Origin of the sequence: Rhizobacter sp. AJA081-3, assembly GCF_017795745.1 — a bacterium.
Classification (GTDB): domain Bacteria; phylum Pseudomonadota; class Gammaproteobacteria; order Burkholderiales; family Burkholderiaceae_C; genus Piscinibacter.
Map to the genome: position 1 here is coordinate 674,875 of NZ_CP059067.1, position 22,030 is coordinate 696,904.

Here is a 22,030-nt window from a genome sequence, read left to right on the forward strand (position 1 = left end):
GATTCAGCGGTCGCGCCAGGGCGCCGCCGCGTAGGCACGACGCAAGCCCTCGGCCAGCGGCACCGTGGGCCGCCAGCCCAGCGCGCCGATGCGCGAGGAGTCGAGCAGCTTGCGTGGCATGCCGTCGGGCTTGCTCGTGTCGAACACGAGCCGGCCACGGAAGCCCACCGTGGCGCACACCGCTTCGGCGAGCTCGCGGATCGACAGGTCGTCGCCGCAGCCGATGTTGAGCGGGGCGCCGTCGTAGCCGGTCTCGGCCAGCATCACACAAGCCTCGGCCAGGTCATCGACGTAGAGGAACTCGCGCCGCGGTGTGCCGCTGCCCCACACGACCAGCTCCGCATCGCCGCGCCGCATCGCCTCGTGCGCGCGGCGCAGCAAGGCCGGCAGCACGTGGCTCTGGCCGGGCGTGTAGTTGTCGTTCGGGCCGTACAGGCTGGCTGGCATCACGCTGACGTAGTGGCGGCCGTGCTGGCGCTGGTGGCTCTCGCACAGCTTGAGGCCGGCGATCTTGGCGATCGCGTAGGGCTCGTTGGTCGGCTCCAGCGGCCCGGTGAGCAACGCGCTCTCGGGCATCGGCTGCACGCACTCGCGCGGGTAGATGCAGTTGGAGGCGAGGAACAGCAGGTGCTGGATGCCTGCCAGGTGCGCGCCCTGGATCAGGTTGGCGGCGATCTGCAGGTTCTCGTAGAGGAAGTCGGCGCGTTGCTCGTTGTTCGCCTGGATGCCGCCCACGCGCGCGGCGGCGACGAACACCTGGCGCGGTTTGTGTTCGGCGAGGAAGCCGTGCACGGCACGCTGGTCGAGCAGGTCGAGCTCGTCGCGCGTGCGCGTGAGCACGCGGCCGTAGCCGCGCGAGCGCAGGCAGCGCAACAGCGCGGAGCCGACCATGCCGCGGTGGCCGGCGACGTAGACGAGGTCGTTCTGGTCGATCATGGCGCGCGCCGTGCTCAGGCCGCGTGCGCCAGCGGCTCCGGCGCGCGGCGGGACAGCATTTCTTCGAGCAACGGTGGCAGCAGGCGGCTCATTGGCAGGGCGGCCTTGAACTTCTCGTGCATGCTGTCGGCGATCTCGCGCCGGTTGGGCAGCTCGAGCGCGCCCAGCGCCCAGGGGATCAGGTCATTTGACGGGGCGCTCAGCACGAAGGGGTCCAGCGGGCTCGGCAGCTCGTAGGCCTCGTGCAGCAGGAAGCTGCGGTTCTGCAGGTGGAAGTGCATGCGCGACACCGAAGGAATGCGGTTCTGCGGCGACAGCCGCAGCGACAGGCAGACCTTGGCCCGCGAGAGGTGGTCCTGGCGAAGGTATTCGGGTGTCGTCTGGTCGTTCACCACCACGACATGCTGCCGCGCGAGCTCCGACAGGATCCGCCGACGGTGCTCGGTCATCGAGCCGGAGAAGTAGAAGTCGATGTCGCGCTCCGACTCGGGCCGCTGTCGCACCGTGGCCAGGTCGTCGACGTGTCCGTGCGGCAGGAAGCGCACCGGCATGCCCGGGAACAACTCTGCGTAGGCGGGCAGCATGCTCTCGGCGAGCACCCAGATCTCCTCGGCCATGCGCGCGGCGACCTTGAAGGCGTCGAAGCGCAGCTTCCAGTAGTCGGTGTTGCCGTAGTGCCAGTGGCGGTTCTCGATGCCGCCGTTGAACACGCCATCGACGATCGGCTCCGTGGCGATCAGCACGAAGCGCGCGCCGTTGCGCCGCCCGTCCAGCAGGTCGCGCAGCGGCTTCTCGTCGACGAAGTGCTCGAGCAGGATGTTCACAGCGCGCGGCTCGATGCCGCTGTTGATGTCCGCGCGATGCCCGCATGCCTGCAGTGCGCGCTGCAGCCAGGTCACCGTGTCGGTGATGCTGGTGGAATTGCCGTGGTTGCCGCTGCAGATCGAGAACCTCATGGGCGGACTCCTTTGCGTGTGGGTCGGTGTTGGCACGGCATTCGCTCAGCGGCCCTGCAGCATGCGGTTGAAGCCGTCGTGCGACGCCGTCACGGCATGCCGGCGGCGGCAGTGATCGAGGTTGTGCAGCGCCATCTCGCGCAACTGGCCGGGCTGCGCGCGCTCGGCGATGCGGTCGTGGATCTGCTGCGCGAAACCTGCCGAGGGCGCCAGGTACGGTTCGTAGCGATCGCTGACCCAGCCCTCGGGCTCGTCGCGATAGACCATGTCGCGCACGCCGCGCAACACCATCACGCTGTCCTCGATGCCGGCGGTGTATTCCTCGTAGCCGAGCGCGTCCGAGACGATCGGCACGCAGCCGTGGGCCATCGCCCGCAGCAAACTGTGCGAGTGCAGGCCGGCGGCCGGCAGCGCGAACAGCTGGTGGCCGAGGAAGAGCTGGTCCAGCGTGGCGTCGTCCACCCGCGAGTTGATCCAGTTCACGCCGATGAAATGCGAAGACGGGAAGCGCGTCGTCAGGTCGGCGGGCACGGCCGACAGGACGGTGAGCTCGGCATCGGGCCGCTGCTTGCGCAGCAAGGCGAAGGCATCGAGCAGGTGGTGGCCGCCGCGCAGGTAGAAGGAGCTCGGGTGGCCGTGCAGCGAGTTGGTGAAGAGGATGCGCAGGCGGCCGCCCGGCTCGAACTTCGGCAGCAGCTCGGCCGTCTCGCGCAAGGCGATGCCCAGCGGCACGTGGTGGCACTTGGCCGCGATGTCGGCGTCGTCGAACACGCGCGTCAGGATCTCCAGGCTGCTGCGCATGTGGCTGAAGATGCGTTTGCAGTCGGGGGCGGCCAGGCGCTCGCGCACCTGCCGGAACCAGCCTTGCGAGCGCAAATCGATGCCGCGCGTCTGGCCGGTGAACATGAACGGCATGAAGAGGCTGGGAAAGCTCTCGAAGTGGAAGATCCACGGCGCCGAGGCCGCATGCAGCGGGGCGGTGTGCAGGAACAGCGCGTCGCAGGTGGACGCCTGGCTCTCGATGGCCACCTGGTCGGGCAGGCTGAGCCAGTCGATGAAGGTCGGCAGCAGTTCGTCGGGCAACGGATTCGTCTGTCGGGCCATGCGCGCGAGCACCCGGGTCTGCATCTCGCGCGGCACCGTGGCAGCCACCGGTGTGATCGCCACCGGCTCGACGGCGCCGTTGCCTTCGAGGAAGGACAGCACCAGCGGGTGGGCCCCGTTCAGCGGCTTGTAGTGCTGCAGCGACCAGGGCAGGCCGAGTCGGATGGGCCGCTGCGTCATGCGGCGGCCCGCGCCAGCACGCCGAAGCGCGGATCGATGCGCCCGTCGGTCACCACCGTGGGCCGCACTTGCGCCGCAGGGTGTTGACCGCGCGCGGCCCGCGCCGGCTTCACGGCGCGCAGCTCGACGACCATCTCGCGCACCCGATTGCGGCCGGCGATCACTTCGTCGATCGGCGCCGCGCCGGCATCGGCAACCAGCCGTACCGATTCGAGTGCCCAGTCGCCGCGGTAGGCCGTGCCCTCGGGCAGCACCGGCTGCGCGAAGTGTGCGAACGAGCCTTCGGTCCAGACGCGCTGCTGCGCGGCGTCCTGCCAGGCATCGTCGCGCGCGCCGTGGGCGACGCGCACGAACAGCTTCGCGTCCGGCTTCGCCACGCGGTACAGCTCCTCGAACAGCGCCTGCGCATCGCGCACGCCTTCGAGCACGTGGCTGAGGTGGATGCCGTCCAGCGTGCTGTCGGCCAGCGGCAGCTTCTGCGCGCGGCAGGCCTGCAGGTCGAAGGCGATGTCGAAGCGGCCGGCGCCGTGGCCGGCGTTGATCCAGCCCGGGATGTACTCGCGGCCGCCGTCGACGTGCAGCACCTTCGCGCGCAGCTCGAACGCGGCGACTCGCTCGCTCTTCTTCACCCACGAATCCTTCTTCGCCACGCTCCAGTTGGAGAAGGTGGCGCTGGTGTGCTCGCGGTAGTGGCGCTCTTCGGCGGACAGCGCGGCCTCGTCCACGTACCAGGGCGTGTGCTCGGTCAGGTAGGGCGCGCCCAGGCGCAGGTTGCAGGCCTCGTTGGAGAACTCGCCGCGCGCCGGGTAGAGCGCGAAGGTGGTGTCGATCGGCGCGGCGAAGACGCCGGGCGCCACCGGGTGCTCCCAGAACTGCGACTCCCACTTGCGCACCGTGTCGGCCTCGGCGTAGCTGTCGGGCAGGTTGTCGATGCGCAGGCCCGGGCCGACCTTCTTCGCGTCGGGGTGGCGCTGCAGCACCTCGAGCAGCCGACCGATCAGGTCGCCCGGGCAGGCGGCATCGGGCACCACGTCGGAATCGGTCAGCACGTAGGGCGTGTCCAGCACCTGGTGCACGCCCTGCTGCCACAGCACGTAGGGGCCGTGGTTCTGCTCCAGGCGCATCAGCTTGGCGCCCTCGGGCAGCTGCTCGTACCAGGCCAGCAGCGGCGGGTAGTCGGAGGCGTTGTCCATGATGACCACACGGCGCGTGCCGGCGGCCAGCAGCCAGCCGACCAGCCGGCGCAGGGCGTCGAGGCGGTTGCGGTTGACGATGAAGACGGGGATGTCGCGCCAGTCGAGGCCGTCGGCCTGCGGCGTCGCGGTGGACGCCGAAGCCGCAGCGGCGACTGGCACGACAGTCGGTTCGTGCGTGACCGCGCCGGCCAGCCGCGATTCCGTCTCGCTGCCGGGGCGGCGCTGCGCCAGCCGGGCGGCATGCACGGCGGGGTTCTCCTGCAGCGGCAGCAGCCGGCCGCTGCTCAGGGCGCCTTGTGCGGCGGCCAGCGCGGCTTCGCGGCGCGGCACCGGCCGGGCCTGGTCCAGCGTGACGCGCGGGTGCCAGCCGGCCTCGATGCCGGCGTTGATCAGCCGCCAGCCGAGTTCGAAGGGCGCGCCGGCATCGGCGAAGTCCGCGTGTTCATCGAGCCCGCCCAGGCGCAGCGCGTCCACGCGGCGCATCGACAGGCAGGCGCCGCGCCGCGGGTCGGGCTCGTGGCCGGCCAGCCGGTGCTGCAGCAGCAGCGGGCGGCTCAGCGCACCCTGGCCATCGTCGAAGCTCGCCACGATGCTCTCGCCGAAGTGCGCCGGCAGCACCAGCGTGCCATCGCACAAGGTGATCACCTCGCCGCGGGCGCGCAGCAGCGCGGCATTGGCGTCGGCATGCGTCGTCGCGGTGAGCCACTCGAGCTGATCCGCAGGCAGCGTCTGCCCGGCCAGCGTATCGCGTGCAGCGGCGATGTCAGGGCCGAGCAGCAGCACCGACAGGCGCGGCGCGGCGCTCGCGGTGGCAGCTGGCGGGAGGCTCGTGGCGGGCATGGGCAGGCTTTCGCGGAACAGGGCTCGAAGCAGTCTAGGGAGAAGCCCTGCGAAGCAATCGCCGCGTCAGCCGGGCAATTGCGGCGCATTTGCCCGCCGGGTGTCCGCCTGCGTCCGTTTGTGACCGGCTGCACGAACCGAGCCCCTGCGGATACGTCTTGTAGGAAGTTGCCTGACACGCTTCGTGGATGAATCTGGACTCAAGCCACAGAGATGGGCTGATGTTCCAGTCCAGTTGCCTTGCTCAGAATTCCCTCCATGCCGTCATCGACCAACGGCCGCTGAACCCGAGTGACAACCAACACCTCATACGAACCCGGAGCACCGCAATGAACGCCGACCAGATCCTCACCGAAATCCGCGAAGCCAACCTCTCTTACCTGATGCTGGCGCAGAGCCTGATCCGCTCGGACCGCGAGCAGGCGCTGTACCGCCTGGGCATCAGCGAAGACACGGCCGCCATGATCTCGCTGCTGACCCCCGCGCAGATGATGAAGATCGCCGCCGGCAACACGCTGCTCTGCAAGTTCCGCATGGACGACGAGCTGGTCTGGGGCCTGCTCACCAGCCACGGCAAGTCGGCCTCCAACGACACCACGACCCGCCTGCACGCCTCCATCCTGATGGCCGGCCGTCACCAGGAAGCCGCCTGATCATGGCCCGCACCAAGAGCATCCTCACCGAGGCCCGCCAGATCGAGCGTGCCGTCACGCTGATCAACCTGGGCGCGCGCCTGCAGGTGCTGGAGTCGGAGACCGACCTGTCCTATGAGCGCCTGCTGCGCCTGTACAAGGAAGTCTCCGGCAAGTCGCCGAGCAAGGGCCAGCTGCCCTTCTCGACCGACTGGTTCATGACCTGGCAGCCGAACATCCACGCCAGCCTGTTCCTGAACATCCACGAGTACCTGAACAAGGTCGCCGAGATGGACGAGATCGACACCGTCATCAAGGCGTACCAGCTCTACCAGGAGCAGACCACCGCCCAGGGCCTCGAGGCCCTGCTGTCGGTGACGCGCGCCTGGAGACTGGTCAAGTTCATCGACAACGGCATGCTCAGCATGACGAAATGCTCGAAATGCGGGGGCCACTTCGTGACCCATCCGCACGAGATTGCGAAACACTACGTCTGTGGCCTGTGCAACCCGCCGGCCCGCGCTGGCAAGGGCCATGCGGCCGGCTCCATCCGGATGGATGCCGCCAAGTCAGCCCACGTGACAGCGCACTGAAGTTTTCCGGTGGCCCGCCGATACAGGGCATGTGAAACGGTTTCTTGCTTGTCTCCTCCTGGCACGTCCCTAGTGCCTTCGAAGCGGGTCCCTCGGGACCCGCTCTTTTCTTGGGGCCGCCGGTTTTGCACCGGATTCGCCGCCCTGATGCGCGCACCGGCCCGGTGACGCCGCACCCACACTCAAGCCAGACCGCCCCCTGCCGATAAGGAGTGCAAACCTCCTGCCACCGGGTGGCCATCAGGTACCGCAGAACCCCACCATGTTCGTACTCATCGGATACGCCGTCGCACTGGGCTGCATCTTCGGCGCCTACATCATCCATGGCGGCAACATCAGCGTCATCATCAAGGCATTGCCCACGGAGATGATGGCCATCCTGGGCGGTGCACTGGGTGCCTTCGTGGTGAACAACCAGCCCAAGGTGCTGAAGGCCACGCTGGGTGCGCTGCCCGGCCTGCTCAAGGGCTCCAAGTATTCGAAGGCGCGCTACATGGAGCTGATGGCGCTGCTCTACGACATCCTGCAGAAGGCGCGCAAGGAAGGCCTGATGTCCATCGAGAAGGACGTCGAGGAACCGCACAGCTCGCCGCTGTTCCAGAAATACGCGACCGTCGGCAGCGACCACCACGTGGTGGAGTTCATCACCGACTACCTGCGCATGATGGTCTCGGGCAACCTGAACGCGCACGAGATCGAGAGTCTGATGGACAGCGAGATCGAGACGCACCACCACGAGGCGCATGCGCCGGTGGCGGCGATCGCCCGCCTGGCCGGTGCGCTGCCGGCCTTCGGCATCGTGGCCGCGGTGCTCGGCGTGGTCAACACCATGGGCTCGGTCGGCCAGCCGCCGGCGGTGCTGGGCGGCATGATCGGCTCGGCACTGGTCGGCACCTTCCTGGGCATCCTGCTCGCCTACGGCGTGGTCGAGCCCCTGGGCGGCCTGCTCGAGCAGAAGATCGACGAGAACGGCAAGGAACTGCAGTGCATCAAGACCACGCTGCTGGCCAGCATGCAGGGCTATGCGCCGCAAGTGGCGGTGGAGTTCGGCCGCAAGGTGCTGTACTCCGGTGACCGCCCGACCTTCGCCGAGCTCGAAGGCCACGTCAAAGGAAAGAAGTAAATGGCCGGCGACTCCAAGAAGCTCCAGCCGATCATCGTCAAGAAGATCAAAAAGGGTGGCCATGGCCACCACGGCGGCGCGTGGAAGATCGCCTATGCCGACTTCGTGACGGCCATGATGGCGTTCTTCCTGCTGATGTGGCTGCTCGGCTCCACCACCGAGGGCGACAAGAAGGGCATCGCCGACTACTTCAACTCGCCCTTGAAGATCTCGATGATGGGCGGCAGCGGCTCGGGCGACTCCTCGTCGATCATCAAGGGCGGCGGCTCCGACCTGTCGCGCAGCGGCGGCCAGGTCAAGAACGGCGAGGTCGAGGCCAAGAAGCGCAGCATCAACCTGCAGGCCCTGAAGGCCGAGCAGAAGCGCGCCGAACTGGCCAAGCTGCAGGCCATCAAGGAGAAGGTCGAGGACGTGCTCGCCTCCAACCCCAAGCTGGCGGCGATGAAGTCGCAGATCCAGCTGGACATGACGGCCGACGGTCTGCGCATCCAGATCGTCGACGAGCTCAACCGCGCCATGTTCGACAGCGGCAGCGCCTACGTGAAACCCTACATGCGCGACCTGCTTCGCGAGATCGGCCTGGTGCTCGCCGAGGTGCCCAACCGGCTCACGCTGGAAGGCCACACCGACGCACAGGCGTTTGCCGGCGGCGACCGCGGCTACAGCAACTGGGAGCTGTCCAGCGACCGGGCGAACTCCTCGCGGCGCGAGCTGGTGGCCGGTGGCCTGCCCGACGAGCATGTTCTGCGCGTGCAGGGGCTGGCCTCCAGCCAGCTCTTCGATCCTGCCGACCCGGCCAGCCCGGCCAACCGCCGCATCAGCATCATCGTGATGAACCGCGAGGCCGAGGAGCGCGTGTTGCGCCCGGCCGCAACCGAAGAGCCCGAGAAGGCCGAGCCGCCCGAGAAGCACGCCACGCCGGTGATCGAGCCGATCTCAACTTTCGTGCCGCCCGCCCGATAAACACACGAACCTGGCCCCCACGAGGACCGACATGAGCACCCCCAGCGACCTGAAATTCCTGATCGTCGACGACTTCTCCACCATGCGGCGCATCGTGCGCGGCCTGCTCAAGGAGATGGGCTGCAACAACGCCGAGGAGGCCGAGGACGGCGCCGTGGCCTTGAACATGCTGAAGAGCTCGAAGTTCGACTTCGTCGTCAGCGACATCAACATGCCCAACATGAACGGCTTCGAGCTGCTCGGCGCCATCAAGAAGGACGAGTCGCTCAAGCACCTGCCGGTGCTGATGGTCACCGCCGAGGCGCGCAAGGAAGACATCGTGCGCGCCGCCCAGGACGGTGCCGCCGGCTACATCGTGAAGCCTTTCACGAAGGCCACGCTGGAAGAGAAGGTGCAGAAGATCATGCAGAAGCTCGCTGCCACCGCCTGAACCGGCGCACAAGGGACAAGAACATGAAAATGGACGACCTTTCCACCCTGGCGCCGCAGATGGCGGCGGGCGCCTCGCCCGAAGTGTTCCACCAGCTCGGGCTGATCACGCGGCAACTGCACGACACGCTGACGCAGCTCGGCGTGATGCCCAAGCTGCAGGTGGCCGCCGACGGCCTGCCCGACGCGCGCAGCCGGCTGACCTACATCGCCAAGAAGACCGGCGAAGCCGCAGACAAGGTGCTCAACTCGGTCGACCAGGCCAAGGCCGACCACGCCCACATCGCCAGCGAGACGCGGCGGATTGCCGAAGCGATCGTCAAGGACCCGGTCAAGGCCGTCGCCTCGGGCGCGGTGATGAACTTCGTCGGCGACGTCGAGGCTGCCACGCAGCGCATCGACCAGCACCTGACCGACATCATGATGGCGCAGGACTTCCACGACCTGACCGGACAGGTGGTGGCCAAGGTGGTGTCGCTCGCCGCCGACCTGGAAGACAGCCTGGTGAAGCTGCTCGTGCAGGCCGCGCCGCCCGAGCAGGCGCAGAAGGTCGAGTCGGCCATCCTCAACGGCCCGGTGGTCAATCCGGAAGGCCGCTCCGACGTGGTCGCCAACCAGGGCGAAGTCGACGACCTGCTGGCCAGCCTGGGCTTCTAGGGCGCCGACGCTTCCGACTCTCCCGCCGAAAGGGCCGCGATAAGCGGCCCTTTCGCCCTTCTGATCCGGCTCAAGTTTCCGGCCCCGGCCGGAACAATGGCAAGGCACCCGAACAACGGGGTGCATTCGCCATGGCCGACCAGGACGCACAAGACCGCAACCTTCCCGCATCAGCGCGCAAGCTGAGCAAAGCCCGAGAGCAGGGCCAGATCGCGCGTTCGCGTGATCTGGGCCACTTCGCGGCCATCGCGGTCGGCGGTGCGGTGCTGGTCGCGGCCGCGCCGGCGGCCAGCGGCTGGCTCAAACAAAGCCTGGCGCGCGCGCTGCAGTTCGACCACCGCGCAGTGCAGAACCCGGGCTTCATGGTCGAGCGCCTGGCCGAACTGGCCGCCACCATGATGTGGATGGTGCTGCCGCTGGGCTTGCTGATGTCGATCGTGGCGGTGGCCGTCGGCGTGATCTCCGGCGGCTGGAACTTCACGCTCAAGCCTCTGCAGCCGAAGTTCCACTTCCTCGATCCGATCGGCGGGGTGATGCGGCTGTTCTCCAAGCAGCAGGCCATCGATGCGCTGAAGGCCTGCGGCCTGGCGCTGGTGCTGGGCACGATCGGCGCGCTGTACCTGAAGGCCCACGTCGGCGAGTTCGCCTCGGTGCTGGGCATGGATCTGCCCGCCGCGGTGAGCAGCGCTGCGGGCACCGTGCTCGGCGGCCTGGCGCTGCTGGTGCTGGCACTGGCGGTGTTCGCCGCCATTGACGTGCCGCTGCAGCGCAAGCTGCACGCCGACAAGCTGAAGATGAGCGTGCAGGAGCTCAAGCAGGAGCACAAGGAATCCGAGGGCAACCAGGAGGTCAAGGGCAAGCAGAAGGCACGCATGCGCGAGATGACCAAGCGCCGCATGCTGGCTGCCGTGCCCAAGGCCGACCTGGTGGTGATGAACCCGACCCACTACGCGGTGGCGCTGAAGTACGAGGACGGCAAGATGTCCGCGCCGCGCGTCGTCGCCAAGGGCGCCGACCTGCTGGCGCTGAAGATCCGCGACATCGCCAAGACCTCGAAGGTGCCGGTGCTGCAGGCCCCGGTGCTGGCGCGCGCGCTGTACGCCCACACCAAGCTCGACCACGAGATCCCGACGGCGCTGTTCGCCGCGGTGGCGCAGGTGCTGGCCTACGTCTACCAGCTTCGCGCCGCGATGGCCGGGCAGGCGCCGCAGCCGGGCGATCTGCCCGAGCTGCCGGTGCCGGCCGAGCTCGACCCGCACCACACGCCCGCCCCTGACATGGAGCACTTCGAATGAACCCCTTGCTGCAGCAGATGCAATCCCTGTTCGGGACCGACGGCAAGGCGCTGCGCGCGCTGATGGCGCCGCTGGCGGTGATCATGATCCTGGCGATGATGGTGCTGCCGCTGCCGGCCTTCGCGCTGGACCTGCTGTTCACCTTCAACATCGCGATGGCGCTGATGGTGATGATGGTGGCGGCCTACATGATCCGGCCGCTGGACTTCGCCGCCTTCCCCACCGTCATCCTGCTGACCACGCTGCTGCGCCTGTCGCTCAACGTGGCCTCGACGCGCGTCGTGCTGATGGAGGGCCACACCGGTGCCGGCGCGGCGGGCAAGGTGATCGAGTCCTTCGGCCACTTCCTGATCGGCGGCAACTTCGCCGTCGGCCTGATCGTCTTCGCGGTGCTGGTGGTGATCAACTTCATCGTCGTCACCAAGGGCGCCGAGCGCATTGCCGAAGTCGGCGCGCGCTTCACCCTGGACGCGATGCCCGGCAAGCAGATGGCCATCGACGCCGACCTGAACGCCGGCCTGATCGACGAGAAGGAGGCCAAGCGCCGCCGCCAGGAAGTCGGCGACGAGGCGGAGTTCTTCGGCTCGATGGACGGTGCCAGCAAGTTCGTGCGCGGCGATGCGATCGCCGGGCTGCTGATCCTGTTCATCAACATCATCGGCGGCTTCGTCATCGGCGTGGCGCAGCACGACCTGTCGGCCAGCGAGGCGGCCAACAGCTACATCCTGCTGGCCGTGGGCGACGCGCTGGTGGCACAGATTCCGGCGCTGCTGATCTCGGTGGCCGCGGCGATGGTGGTGTCGCGCGTCGGCAAGGAGCAGGACGTCGGCAGCCAGATTGCCGCGCAGGTGTTCAACTCGCCGCGCTCGCTGGCCATCACGGCCGGCGTGATCGGCTCGCTCGGCCTGATTCCGGGCATGCCCAACCTGGTGTTCCTCAGCATCGCCTCGGCCCTGGGCTACGCGGCCTGGTGGATGAAGGAACGCGACCGCAAGGCCAAGGAACAGGATCCGGTGCGCCCGGCCGAGGCCGCGCAGGCCAACCCCGAGGCCACCTGGGACGACCTGCAGCCGGTCGACACGCTCGGCCTGGAAGTCGGCTACCGCCTCATCACGCTGGTCGACAAGGCGCGTCAGGGCGACCTGCTCGGCCGCATCAAGGGCGTTCGCAAGAAGTTCGCGCAGGACGTCGGCTTCCTGCCGCCGCCGGTGCACATCCGCGACAACCTCGAGCTCAAGCCCAGCGCCTACCGCATCACGCTGCGCGGCGCGGTGGTGGGCGAGGGCGAGGCCTACCCCGGCATGCTGCTGGCCATCAACCCCGGCGGAGCGAGCACCAACCTCATCGGCACGCGCACCGTCGACCCGGCCTTCGGGCTGCCCGCGGTGTGGATCGAGGAGCGCCAGCGGGAGGCTGCACAGATGGGCGGATTTACGGTGGTTGATTGCTCGACCGTCGTGGCGACCCATCTCTCACACTTGATGCAACTCCACGCGGCCAAGTTGCTCGGTCGTGTCGAGACGCAACAGCTGGTCGAACACGTGACCAAGCTGGCCCCGAAGCTGATCGAGGACGTCGTGCCCAAGATGGTCGGAATCGCCACACTGCAGAAGGTGCTCCAGCTCTTGCTGGAAGAGGGCGTGCACATCCGCGACATGCGCTCGATCGTCGAGTGCCTGGCCGAGCACAGCGCCACCGTCACCGACCCGTCGGAGCTGGCCCGCCGCATCCGCATCCACCTGGCGCCGTCGATCGTGCAGCAGATCTACGGGCCCACCAAGGAACTCGACGTGATCGCCCTCGAACCCGACCTCGAGCGCCTGGTGACCCAGGCGCTGAACTCGCCGCATGGCGCGGTGCTCGACCCCGGCGTGGCCGACACGCTGGCGCGCAGCGCCGCCGAATCCGCCAAGCGCCAGGAAGACCTCGGCGTGCCGGCCTGCCTGCTGGTGCCCGACATGATCCGCGCCCCGATGGCGCGGCTGCTCAAGCGCGCCGCGCCCCGGCTGCGCGTGCTCGGGCACAGCGAGATCCCTGAAACGCATTCGATCCGTATCGGCTCGGTGATAGGAGCACAGGCATGAACTGCAAACGCTTCACGGCCCGCAATTCGCGCGAGGCGCTGACCCTGGTGCGCCAGGCCTTCGGCGAAGACGCCGTCGTGCTGTCCACCAAGCCCTGCCCCGAAGGCGTGGAGGTGCTGGCGATGCCGCCGGAGAGCATGGCCCACATCGAGGCGCTGTCGAACACGGCGCCGAAGGTGTCGGCCCCGGCCGCGCGCCCTGCAGCGGCACAGCCGGCTGCGCCCGCCGTGCGCAAGGGCAAGGGCCTGGCCGAGCGCATCGAACCCAGCGCCGCCTCGCCGGTCGAGGACGACGTGAAGCGCCTGTCGATGAGCACGCTGTCGTTCCAGGACTTCGTACGCGAGCGCATGCTCAAGCGCCGCCAGGAGGCGATGAGCGAGGCCTCGCGCTTCCCCGACGACGCGGTGGACATGCCCTTCATCGGCTCGTACCAGGAAGTGCCCCACGCAAATTCAGCGCCGGCCGCCGCCGCGCCGGCTCGCCCGGCCGCCCGTGCCGCCGAACCGGTGGCCGAGCGCAGCGGTGCGCTCGGCGCCCGCATGGCCACGGCAGCCCCGGTGGTGCATGCGCAGCCGGCCCGCGCCGCCGTGCCCCCCATGCCGGTGCCCATGCTGCACGACACCGTGCCGGCCGCACCCGCCGCCGACATGCAGACCGCCGCCGCGGCACGCCGCGACCAGGAAGACATGATGAAGGAGCTGCGCCTCGTGAAGGGCCTGATCGAGGAGCGCTTCGGCGCCCTGGCCTTCATGGAGAAGCTGCAGCGCCAGCCGGCACAGGCGCGCCTGACGCAGAAGCTGCTCGACTGCGGCTTCTCGCCGGCGCTGATCCGCAAGCTCGCCGACGCCATGCCGCACGAGGTGAACGACGAGAGCAGCTGGGCCGCCTCGGTGCTCGAGCGCAACCTCGTCACCGGCGAGGCCGACGGCGCACTCGAAGACCAGGGCGGCGTGTACGCGCTGGTCGGCGCCACCGGCGTGGGCAAGACCACCACGACGGCGAAGATCGCCGCCGCCTTCGCCGCCAAGTACGGCGCCGGCAACCTCGGCCTGATCACGCTGGACGCCTACCGCGTCGGCGCCCACGAGCAGCTGCGCGCCTACGGCCGCATCCTCGGCGTGCCGGTGCACACCGCGCACGACCGCGCCTCGCTGGAAGACCTGCTCGAGCTGCTGGCCGCCAAGAAGATGGTGCTGATCGACACGGCCGGCATGGCGCAGCGCGACAGCCGCACCCGCGAGCTGCTCGACATGCTGCAGCACCGCGCCATCAAGCGCCTGCTGGTGGTCAACGCCGCCTCGCAGGGCGAGACCATCGAGGACGTGATGATTTCCTACCGTGCCGCCAGCTGCTGCGGCGTGGTGCTGTCCAAGCTCGACGAGGCCGTCAAGCTCGGGCCCGCGCTCGACGCGCTGATCCGCCACAAGCTGAAGGTGATCGGCGTGGCCAACGGCCAGCGCGTGCCGGAAGACTGGCACCGCCTGTCGGCCAACGCCCTGGTGCACCGCGCGCTGCGCGGCGGCGGCAGCAGCGCCTACAAGCTCGACTCCGGCGACGTGAACCTGATCTTCGCGGCGCCGCGCAGCGGCCTGATGCACGCCGCGGCGGCGCACTGACGCCGCACTGACACCGCTTCGCACCCACCCCGACACGATCCCCGAGCCCCTGCCGACGATGCGCGACTTCGACTCCAAGCCCATGCCGCTGGACCAGGCCGATGGCCTGCGGCGGCTGTTCGCCCGCCACCGCGTGAAGTTCATTCCCGTGGTGTCCAATCCGCATGTCGCCTTCGGCGGCATGATGCTCGAGCGCCTGTGCGCGGGCTTCGCCGAACACGGCCTGCACGTGCTGGTGGCCGACGCCTCCGAGCGCGCCAGCGCGGCCTCCGAACTCGCCATGATGGACCTGGCCGATGCGATCGAGCCGCTGTCCGCGCAGGTCAGCTACCTCGCGGCGCGCGGCCTGCCGATCCGACATGTCGACGCGAGCGGCTCGACCGCACCCTTCCTGCAGGCCCTGGCCGACGCCGTGCCGCAGGCCGACGTGGTGCTGGTGCATGCGCCGGCCACCGAGCTGTGCCGCCTGTTCGCGCGCAGTGCCGAACTGGCGCGCCGCAGCGGCGACGACAGCGCGCTGGTGCGGCCGCTGCTGCTCGCCGACGATAGGCCGGCCAGCGTGACCCATGCGTACGCGGCGATCAAGCTGCTGACGCAGCGCGCCGGCCTGGTGGTGCACGACCTGCTGCTGGGCGCCGCGCCGAACTCGCCGCGTGCCGAGCGCATCGCCATGCAGCTGGCCACCTGTGCCGACGATTTCCTCGGCGCCGTGCTGCGCGACTGGGTGCGGCTCGACCCGGCAGCGCTGGCCGACGAAGCGCCCAGCGAAGACCTGCGCCGCCTGGTGCGCGAGACGCTGCGCCTGGACGCCGTGCCGGCCTCGATGGCCGCACCCTATTACGTCGACCGACCGCAGCACAGCGCGGCCGGCCGGGCGATGAACTGACCACGGGAGCCACGCGATGTACACCGCCAAGGGTCGCCTCGACCTCGACTCGATGCTCAAGCAGTACAGCCCGCTGGTGCGGCGGCTGGCGCATCAGATGATTGCCAAGCTGCCCGCCAACGTGGAGCTCGACGACCTGATCCAGGTCGGCATGATCGGCCTGGCCGATGCGCTGTCGCGCTTCGACGAGTCGCAGGGCGTGCAGTTCGAGACCTTCGCCACGCAGCGCATCCGCGGCGCCATGCTCGACGAGCTGCGCGGCAACGACTACCTGTCGCGCGGCACGCGCAAGCAGCAGCGCACCATCGAATCGGCCGTGCACAAGCTCGAGCAGAAGCTCGGCCGCGCGCCGGCCGAGAGCGAGATCGCCCGCGAGATGGGCCTGAGCCTGGTCGAGTACCAGGAGCTGCTCGGCAAGGTTCGCGGCACCCAGCTCGTGTACCTGGAAGACATGTCGGGCGACGAGGGCGACAACGACTTCCTCGACCGCCACGTCGCCGACGAGCAGGCCAACCCGCTCGCGCAGCTGCAGGACCACCGCATGCGCGAGGCGCTGGTCGAGGCCATCAAGCACCTGCCCGAGCGCGAGCAGTACGTGATGTCGATGTACTACGAACACGACATGAACCTGAAGGAGATCGCGGCGGTGCTGAAGGTCACCGAATCGCGGGTGTGCCAGCTGCACAGCCAGTCGATCGCGCGGCTGCGCGTGAAGCTGCGCGAATACTGAAGACCGGAGGAGCGTCATGTTGAGTCTGCTTCGTCGGCGCCCGGGCGCCCAGGAGCCGGCAGCAGTTTCGCCGGTCGAGAACCCCCACGACAGCCAGGGCGACAGCGCCACGCTGCGCGAGGCCGTGCGTTCGATCTCCGGCCGCGCCAGCTCGATGGGCCGCGAGGCCGCCGAGGTGCGTGGCGTCATCGACGACACCACGCAGTCCGCACAGCGCAGCGCGGAGGCGGTCTTGGCACTGGCGCGCCGGGTGCAGGAGATCACCGAATCGCAACAGGCCATCGGCCAGGTCACGCAGGAGAGCCTGGGTGCGGTCGAACGTGCGCGCGGCGCCGTCGAAGGCGTGGGCCAGGAGGTGGTGGCCATCGTCTCCACGCTGCGCCAGGTGGCCGACGCTGCCGGCGGCATCACGCAGATCGCGCTGCAGACGCGGCTGGTGGCCTTCAATGCCTCGGTCGAGGCCAAGCGGGCCGGCGAGGCCGGCCGCGGCTTCGGCGTGGTGGCCGACGCAGTGAAGGACCTGGCCGGCAAGGTCGAGGCCAGCTCCAAGCAGATCATGAGCACGGTGGCCGAGCTCAATGCACGCATCGAGTCGCTGGCCGCCGAGATTCGCGCCGAGCCGGGCCAGGCGGCGCAGGGCGCCTTCCACCGCGCGCTCGGCGAGGTGCAGGCCGGCGTGGCACGCATCAACACGGCGGCCGACGGCAGCCGTGCGATCTGCGGCGACCTCGGCGAGCGCATGGCCGGCATCGAGCGCGAAATCGCCGGCACCGGCGCCGCGCTGGACGTGGCGATGAAGCGCAGCGAGTCTTTCCTGCGCGTGTCGGAGCAGCTTATCGAGACGGTGTCGCAGTGCGGCATCGAGACCGAGGACACGCCCTACATCCAGGCCGCGCAACACGCCGCCGCGCAGATCTCGCAACTGCTCGAGAACGCGCTGCGTACCGGTGTGGCGACGGCGGCCGACCTGTTCGACGAGGCCTATCAGCCGATCAGCGGCAGCAACCCCGCCCAGCACACGACGCGTTTCGTCGGCCTGGCCGATCGGCTGTTTCCGCAGGTGCAGGAGCACGCGCTGACGATCAGCCCGAAGGTCGTCTACTGCATCGCGGTGGATCGCAACGGCTACGTTGCCACGCACAACCAGAAGTACTGCCAGCCACAGCGCGCGGGTGACGTGGTGTGGAACACCGCCAACAGCCGCTGGCGGCGCATCTTCAACGACCGCACCGGCCTCGCGTCGGCGCGCAACGAGCGGCCCTTCCTGCTGCAGACCTACCGCCGCGACATGGGTGGCGGCAACTTCATCATCATGAAAGAAGCCGCGGCGCCGATCGTCGTGAACGGCCGCCACTGGGGCGGGCTGCGGCTGGCTTTCCAGTTCTGACGTGTCGGTCACGCCGTGATCTGGCCGCTGCCGGCACTGCTGGCCTGGGCGGCGTCCTGGGGCTTGTTCATCGGGTTGACGCGGGCCGACACGCCGGTCGCACCGGCACTGGGGCTGGCCGCGGCGCTCGGGCTCGTGCTCGCGGTGACAGCCGCCACGCCGTGGCGGCGCATCTTCGTCGCGGCCGGCTTTCCTCTCTCACTCGCCGCCTCGGGATGGGCCGGCAGCCTGCCGGCCTGGGCCTGGCTGCTGCCGCTCGTGCTGCTCGTGCTGCTCTACCCCGTGAACAGCTGGCGCGACGCGCCGATGTTCCCCACGCCGGCCGGTGCCTTGCAGGGGCTGGCCGGACTCGCTCCCCTGCCCGAAGGCGCGAAGCTGCTCGACGCCGGCTGCGGCCTGGGAGACGGGCTGCGCGAGCTCCGGCGCGAGTACCCGCTCGCCCAACTGGCCGGCGTCGAATGGAGCTGGCCGCTGCGCATCGCCTGCGCCTGGCGCTGCCGCTTCGCTCACGTGCGGCGCGGCGACCTGTGGGCCAGCGACTGGGCGCAGCAGGACCTGGTCTACCTCTTTCAGCGGCCGGAGAGCATGCCGCGGGCGGTCGACAAGGCGCGGCGCGAGCTGCGCCCCGGTGCCTGGCTGGCCAGCCTGGAGTTCGAGGCGCCCGGCGTGCGGCCGACGGCGGTGCTGCGGGCCCCCGGGCGCAAGCCGCTGTGGCTGTATCGCGCGCCGCTGGCCTGAGCGTGGGCGCCAGACCACACCCGCCCCTCGTTCGCGCGGGTTTTGCATGGGCCAATAGCACTTTCACACATCTGCGCGTGATGAAGTGCCAGCGAGGGCCCCGGACGACGGCACATCGCCCGGTACCATTGGATCCCTGTGACCGAACCTCAGCCTGACACTGCCACTCCCCCGGGCGAACAGCCTGCCCTGCTCGAGGCCGTGCGCCAGTTGCTGGTGCCGCTGGCTCGCCTGGCCGTGGCGCGTGGCCTGACCCACGCCACCGTCGATGAGATGCTGCGCGCGGCCTTCGTCGAGGAGGCCTACGCGGCCTACCCGAACCTGCTGGAGCACCGGCGCGTCAGCCGCATCAGCGCAGCCACCGGCATCAATCGCCGCGAGGTGACGCGGCTGACCGCCGCACGGCAGCAGCGTCCTGAACCCGATCGCTCCTACCCCAGCGAAGCCTTCGCCCGCTGGACCACGCACCCGGAATACCTCGACCAGGACGGCCGGCCGCGCGTGCTGCCGCGGCTGGGCGCCTTGCCCAGCTTCGAGACGCTCGCCCAGTCGGTGACGCGCGACATGCACCCGCGCAGCTTGCTCGAGGAACTGCTGCGCCTCGGCCTGGCCCAGCACGATGCCGCCGCCGACCTCGTGTCGCTGCGCCGCGAGGCCTTCGTGCCGCGGGGCGACCAGGTGCGCATGGACACCTTCCTCGGCGCCAACGTGGGCGACCACTTCAGCGCCGCTGTCGCCAACGTGCTGGCCGGCGGCAGCGAGCATTTCGAGCAGGCGCTGTATGCCGACGGCCTGTCGGAGAAGTCGCTGGCCACTCTGCGCGAATTGGTCGCGCATCACTGGCGCTCGATCACTGGCGACCTCGTCCCGCGTGTGGAAAAGATGATTGCCGACGACGACGCTGCCGGCATCGGCAGCACGCTCGGCGCAGGGAACCGATTGCGTATCGGGCTGTTCAGCTATCAAGTGCCGGTGGATCCGCCGGTGCCCGTGGCGCCGGTGGCCAAGTCGGCCGCCAGGAAGTCGGCGCGCCGCTCCGAAGGAGAGTCCTCATGAATCCCAACCACCTGCCGGCCGTCGCGTCGTGGCTGCGCTGGGGCAGTGCGGTGCTGATGTTCGCCGCGGCCGTGACGGCGGGGTGCGGTGGCAGCGTCGGTGTCGGCGGCACCGGGGCCTATTCCTCCGGGCCGGTCGAAGGCTTCGGATCGATCTTCGTCGGCGGCATCGAGTTCGAAGACACCACCGCCTCGGTGTTCGACGACGACGGTGCGCCGAGCACGCGTTCCGCGCTGCGGTTGGGCATGGGCACGGAGGTCGACAGCGGTGCGATCGGTGGCACCGCCGACGCCCCCACGGCAACGGCGACGACCATCCGCGTGGTGGCCGACGTGGTCGGCCTGGCCCACGCCATCGATGCGGCGAACGGCACGCTGACGGTCTTCGACCAGGCCGTCAAGGTGGATTCCCTGACGGTGTTCGATGCCGCATTGCCGAACGGCTTGAACAGCGTGGCCGATGGCGCCGCGTTGCGTGTGCACGGTGCGCTGGACGCGGCGGCCGGGGTCTACAAGGCCACCCGCATCGAGCCGGTGGCCGCACCGCTGATGGCCTACAAGGTGCGCGGGACGGTGAAGGATCTCGACACCGCCGCGCGGACCTTCCGCATCGGCGGGGCCCTGTTCAGCTACACGGGCACACAGCCGCTGCTGGTGCCTGATGCCTTCGTCCGGGTCAATGCCTCCACCACGCCGGTCGCAGGGCGCTGGGTCGTTGTCGGCGTGGTTGCGGGCGCACGCACGCTGCCGGATGTCGACCAGGCCCGCCTGCGCGGCCCGGTCACTGCGTATACCTCGGGCACCAGCTTCAGCGTGAACGGCCAACCAGTCGATGCGCGCAACGCCAACTTCACCGGCCCGCCGGGATCGGTGCTGCTGGGGGTGTCGGTGGTGGTCGATGGCGCCGTCCAGTCCGGCGTGCTGGTGGCCCGTACCGTGCGCCTGGATGACCAGGGCGGCGTGCAGGGCAACTTCAAGCTCAAGGGCGCGATCGAGTCGGTCGACCCGGCGACCCAGACGCTGGTGCTCAAGGGCCTGAGCGTCTACTACGGCAGCAACGGCGTGCAGTACTCGGGTGGCAGCGCGGCCCAGCTCGCCGTGAACCGGAACATCGAGGTCGTCGGGCAGTTGCGCGCCAACGGCACGCAGCTCGACGCGCGGAAGATCAGCTTCCTGAACTGAGCCGTGCGCGGTGCCGCGCCACCTGGGCGCGCACTTGCGCCGGCGCGGTGCCGCCGAGCACGTTGCGGGCATTCAGCGAGCCGCGCAGCGTGAGCACCGCGAAGACGTCCTCGCCGATGGCCGGGTGGAAGGTCTGCAGCGTCGCCAGCGGCAGCCCGGCCAGGTCCACGCCTTGCTGGATCGCCACCTTCACCGCATGGGCCACCGCCTCGTGCGCATCGCGGAAGGGCAGGCCCTTCTTCACCAGGTAGTCGGCCAGGTCGGTGGCGGTGGCGTAGCCGCGCAGCGCGGCGCGCTCCATCGCCTCGGGCTTGACGACGATGCCGCCGACCAGCTCGCAGAAGATGCGCAGCGTGTCCTTCAAGGTGTCCACTGTGTCGAACAGCGGCTCCTTGTCTTCCTGGTTGTCCTTGTTGTAGGCCAGCGGCTGGCCCTTCATCAGCGTGAGCAGGCCCATCAGGTGGCCGACCACGCGGCCGGTCTTGCCGCGTGCGAGCTCGGGCACGTCGGGGTTCTTCTTCTGCGGCATGATCGACGAGCCGGTGCAGAAACGGTCCGCCAGGTCGATGAAACCGAAGTTCTGGCTCATCCACAGCACCAGCTCTTCGGAGAAGCGCGAGACGTGGATCATCGCCAGGCTCGCCGCCGCGCTGAACTCGATGGCGAAGTCGCGGTCGCTCACCGCGTCCAGGCTGTTCTGGCAGACCCCCTCCATGCCCAGCGTGCGGGCGACACGCTCGCGGTCCAGCGGGTAGCTGGTGCCGGCCAGCGCGGCACTGCCCAGCGGCAGGCGGTTGGTGCGCCGGCGCACGTCGGCCAGGCGCTCGGCGTCGCGGGAAAACATCTCCACGTAGGCCAGCAGGTGGTGGCCGAAGCTCACCGGCTGAGCCACCTGCAGGTGCGTGAAGCCGGGCAGGATCACCTCGGCGTTCTTCTCAGCCACCTCGACGAGCGCGCGCTGCAGCTCGATCAGCAGCAGCACGATCGCGTCGATCTCGTCGCGCAGCCACAGGCGCACGTCGGTGGCGACCTGGTCGTTGCGCGAGCGGCCGGTGTGCAGCCGCTTGCCGGCGTCGCCGACGAGCTGGGTCAGGCGCGCCTCGATGTTCAGGTGCACGTCTTCCAGGGCGAGCTTCCAGTCGAACGCGCCGGACTCGATCTCGGCGCGGATCTGCGCCATGCCGCGCTGGATGGCCGCATGGTCGTCGGCGCCGATGATCCCCTGCGCCGCGAGCATCTCCGCGTGCGCCAGGCTGCCGTCGATGTCGGCCCGCCACAGTCGCTGGTCGAAGCCCACGCTGGCGGTGTAGCGCTGCACGAGCTCGCTCATCGGCTCGGAGAACAGCGCGGACCAGGCCTGGGACTTCTTGTCGAGTTGGTTGGAGGACATGTCGGGTGGGGTGGGCGCAACAAGGCGTGAACGGAGCTGCGTGCGCATGGACGTGGCG

At 69.3% G+C, this 22,030-nt stretch carries 20 protein-coding genes; 15 read left to right on the plus strand and 5 right to left on the minus strand.

Going from position 1 to position 22,030, the window contains the following annotated elements:
- Window positions 1-3: 3 nt before the first annotated feature.
- From HZ992_RS03360 to HZ992_RS03375, 4 genes are read right to left on the minus strand one after another with little or no spacing between them, the layout of a single operon-like run.
- The gene (locus tag HZ992_RS03360) at window positions 4-936 is read right to left on the minus strand and encodes a GDP-L-fucose synthase family protein (protein ID WP_209385285.1); all 933 of its coding nucleotides are present in this window, start codon (window positions 934-936) and stop codon (window positions 4-6) included.
- Window positions 937-950: 14 nt separating this feature from the next.
- Window positions 951-1,892, minus strand: coding sequence for a hypothetical protein (locus HZ992_RS03365; protein WP_209385286.1), 942 nt, complete (start codon window positions 1,890-1,892; stop codon window positions 951-953).
- 45 nt (window positions 1,893-1,937) lie between these two features.
- Window positions 1,938-3,176 (minus strand): glycosyltransferase family protein, encoded by a 1,239-nt coding sequence (locus HZ992_RS03370; protein ID WP_209385287.1) that lies wholly within the window; start codon window positions 3,174-3,176, stop codon window positions 1,938-1,940.
- Window positions 3,173-5,212, minus strand: coding sequence for a methyltransferase domain-containing protein (locus HZ992_RS03375; protein ID WP_209385288.1), 2,040 nt, complete (start codon window positions 5,210-5,212; stop codon window positions 3,173-3,175). Before HZ992_RS03375 ends, HZ992_RS03370 begins: the two co-directional genes overlap by 4 nt.
- Window positions 5,213-5,541: 329 nt before the next feature.
- Here HZ992_RS03375 and flhD point away from each other — a divergent pair, with 329 nt between their 5' ends.
- The 15 genes from flhD to HZ992_RS03450 all read left to right on the plus strand — a co-directional run bounded on the left by flhD (window position 5,542) and on the right by HZ992_RS03450 (window position 20,582).
- Window positions 5,542-5,865: a flagellar transcriptional regulator FlhD gene (flhD, locus tag HZ992_RS03380; protein ID WP_209385289.1), complete on the plus strand. Its 324-nt coding sequence runs from the start codon at window positions 5,542-5,544 to the stop codon at window positions 5,863-5,865.
- Window positions 5,866-5,867: 2 nt separating this feature from the next.
- A complete protein-coding gene (gene flhC, locus HZ992_RS03385; RefSeq protein ID WP_209385290.1) occupies window positions 5,868-6,437 on the plus strand; it encodes a flagellar transcriptional regulator FlhC in 570 nt (189 codons plus the stop codon).
- A 262-nt stretch (window positions 6,438-6,699) separates the two neighbouring features.
- Window positions 6,700-7,560 carry a flagellar motor stator protein MotA gene (gene motA / locus HZ992_RS03390; RefSeq protein ID WP_209385291.1) on the plus strand — a complete coding sequence of 287 codons (861 nt, stop codon included), beginning with the start codon at window positions 6,700-6,702 and terminating at the stop codon, window positions 7,558-7,560.
- Window positions 7,561-8,523 (plus strand): flagellar motor protein MotB, encoded by a 963-nt coding sequence (gene motB / locus HZ992_RS03395; protein ID WP_209385292.1) that lies wholly within the window; start codon window positions 7,561-7,563, stop codon window positions 8,521-8,523.
- A 31-nt stretch (window positions 8,524-8,554) separates the two neighbouring features.
- Window positions 8,555-8,953, plus strand: a complete 399-nt coding sequence (gene cheY / locus HZ992_RS03400; RefSeq protein WP_209385293.1) for a chemotaxis response regulator CheY — start codon at window positions 8,555-8,557, stop codon at window positions 8,951-8,953.
- A 23-nt stretch (window positions 8,954-8,976) separates the two neighbouring features.
- Window positions 8,977-9,609, plus strand: coding sequence for a protein phosphatase CheZ (locus HZ992_RS03405; RefSeq protein ID WP_209385294.1), 633 nt, complete (start codon window positions 8,977-8,979; stop codon window positions 9,607-9,609).
- A gap of 131 nt (window positions 9,610-9,740) precedes the next feature.
- Window positions 9,741-10,904: an EscU/YscU/HrcU family type III secretion system export apparatus switch protein gene (locus HZ992_RS03410; RefSeq protein WP_209385295.1), complete on the plus strand. Its 1,164-nt coding sequence runs from the start codon at window positions 9,741-9,743 to the stop codon at window positions 10,902-10,904.
- On the plus strand, window positions 10,901-12,988 hold the full coding sequence (flhA, locus tag HZ992_RS03415; protein WP_209385296.1) for a flagellar biosynthesis protein FlhA: 2,088 nt from the start codon (window positions 10,901-10,903) through the stop codon (window positions 12,986-12,988). Before HZ992_RS03410 ends, flhA begins: the two co-directional genes overlap by 4 nt.
- A complete protein-coding gene (gene flhF / locus HZ992_RS03420) occupies window positions 12,985-14,604 on the plus strand; it encodes a flagellar biosynthesis GTPase FlhF (RefSeq protein WP_209385297.1) in 1,620 nt (539 codons plus the stop codon). The genes flhA and flhF overlap by 4 nt, the downstream gene beginning before the upstream one ends.
- A gap of 58 nt (window positions 14,605-14,662) precedes the next feature.
- A complete protein-coding gene (locus HZ992_RS03425) occupies window positions 14,663-15,490 on the plus strand; it encodes a flagellar biosynthesis protein (RefSeq protein WP_209385298.1) in 828 nt (275 codons plus the stop codon).
- Window positions 15,491-15,506: 16 nt separating this feature from the next.
- Window positions 15,507-16,220 (plus strand): RNA polymerase sigma factor FliA, encoded by a 714-nt coding sequence (locus tag HZ992_RS03430; protein WP_209385299.1) that lies wholly within the window; start codon window positions 15,507-15,509, stop codon window positions 16,218-16,220.
- A gap of 16 nt (window positions 16,221-16,236) precedes the next feature.
- On the plus strand, window positions 16,237-17,607 hold the full coding sequence (locus HZ992_RS03435; RefSeq protein ID WP_209385300.1) for a methyl-accepting chemotaxis protein: 1,371 nt from the start codon (window positions 16,237-16,239) through the stop codon (window positions 17,605-17,607).
- Between the two features lie 15 nt (window positions 17,608-17,622).
- Window positions 17,623-18,345, plus strand: a complete 723-nt coding sequence (locus HZ992_RS03440) for a class I SAM-dependent methyltransferase (protein WP_209385301.1) — start codon at window positions 17,623-17,625, stop codon at window positions 18,343-18,345.
- 138 nt (window positions 18,346-18,483) lie between these two features.
- Window positions 18,484-19,401 (plus strand): DUF6502 family protein, encoded by a 918-nt coding sequence (locus HZ992_RS03445; protein WP_371816781.1) that lies wholly within the window; start codon window positions 18,484-18,486, stop codon window positions 19,399-19,401.
- Window positions 19,398-20,582 (plus strand): DUF5666 domain-containing protein, encoded by a 1,185-nt coding sequence (locus HZ992_RS03450; protein ID WP_209385303.1) that lies wholly within the window; start codon window positions 19,398-19,400, stop codon window positions 20,580-20,582. Before HZ992_RS03445 ends, HZ992_RS03450 begins: the two co-directional genes overlap by 4 nt.
- Here HZ992_RS03450 and argH read toward each other — a convergent pair.
- Window positions 20,566-21,972, minus strand: a complete 1,407-nt coding sequence (gene argH / locus HZ992_RS03455) for an argininosuccinate lyase (RefSeq protein WP_209385304.1) — start codon at window positions 21,970-21,972, stop codon at window positions 20,566-20,568. The two genes, HZ992_RS03450 and argH, sit on opposite strands and share 17 nt — an antisense overlap.
- Window positions 21,973-22,030 lie beyond the last annotated feature (58 nt).

Coding starts and splice junctions, on each gene's coding strand:
- HZ992_RS03360 (WP_209385285.1), bottom strand. CDS start 936: ATGATCGACCAGAACGACCTCGTCTACGTCGCCGGCCACCGCGGCATG.
- motB (WP_209385292.1), top strand. CDS start 7,561: ATGGCCGGCGACTCCAAGAAGCTCCAGCCGATCATCGTCAAGAAGATC.
- HZ992_RS03425 (WP_209385298.1), top strand. CDS start 14,663: ATGCGCGACTTCGACTCCAAGCCCATGCCGCTGGACCAGGCCGATGGC.
- HZ992_RS03375 (WP_209385288.1), bottom strand. CDS start 5,212: ATGCCCGCCACGAGCCTCCCGCCAGCTGCCACCGCGAGCGCCGCGCCG.
- motA (WP_209385291.1), top strand. CDS start 6,700: ATGTTCGTACTCATCGGATACGCCGTCGCACTGGGCTGCATCTTCGGC.
- HZ992_RS03430 (WP_209385299.1), top strand. CDS start 15,507: ATGTACACCGCCAAGGGTCGCCTCGACCTCGACTCGATGCTCAAGCAG.
- HZ992_RS03410 (WP_209385295.1), top strand. CDS start 9,741: ATGGCCGACCAGGACGCACAAGACCGCAACCTTCCCGCATCAGCGCGC.
- flhC (WP_209385290.1), top strand. CDS start 5,868: ATGGCCCGCACCAAGAGCATCCTCACCGAGGCCCGCCAGATCGAGCGT.
- cheY (WP_209385293.1), top strand. CDS start 8,555: ATGAGCACCCCCAGCGACCTGAAATTCCTGATCGTCGACGACTTCTCC.
- flhF (WP_209385297.1), top strand. CDS start 12,985: ATGAACTGCAAACGCTTCACGGCCCGCAATTCGCGCGAGGCGCTGACC.
- flhA (WP_209385296.1), top strand. CDS start 10,901: ATGAACCCCTTGCTGCAGCAGATGCAATCCCTGTTCGGGACCGACGGC.
- HZ992_RS03450 (WP_209385303.1), top strand. CDS start 19,398: ATGAATCCCAACCACCTGCCGGCCGTCGCGTCGTGGCTGCGCTGGGGC.
- argH (WP_209385304.1), bottom strand. CDS start 21,972: ATGTCCTCCAACCAACTCGACAAGAAGTCCCAGGCCTGGTCCGCGCTG.
- flhD (WP_209385289.1), top strand. CDS start 5,542: ATGAACGCCGACCAGATCCTCACCGAAATCCGCGAAGCCAACCTCTCT.
- HZ992_RS03365 (WP_209385286.1), bottom strand. CDS start 1,892: ATGAGGTTCTCGATCTGCAGCGGCAACCACGGCAATTCCACCAGCATC.
- HZ992_RS03405 (WP_209385294.1), top strand. CDS start 8,977: ATGAAAATGGACGACCTTTCCACCCTGGCGCCGCAGATGGCGGCGGGC.
- HZ992_RS03370 (WP_209385287.1), bottom strand. CDS start 3,176: ATGACGCAGCGGCCCATCCGACTCGGCCTGCCCTGGTCGCTGCAGCAC.
- HZ992_RS03435 (WP_209385300.1), top strand. CDS start 16,237: ATGTTGAGTCTGCTTCGTCGGCGCCCGGGCGCCCAGGAGCCGGCAGCA.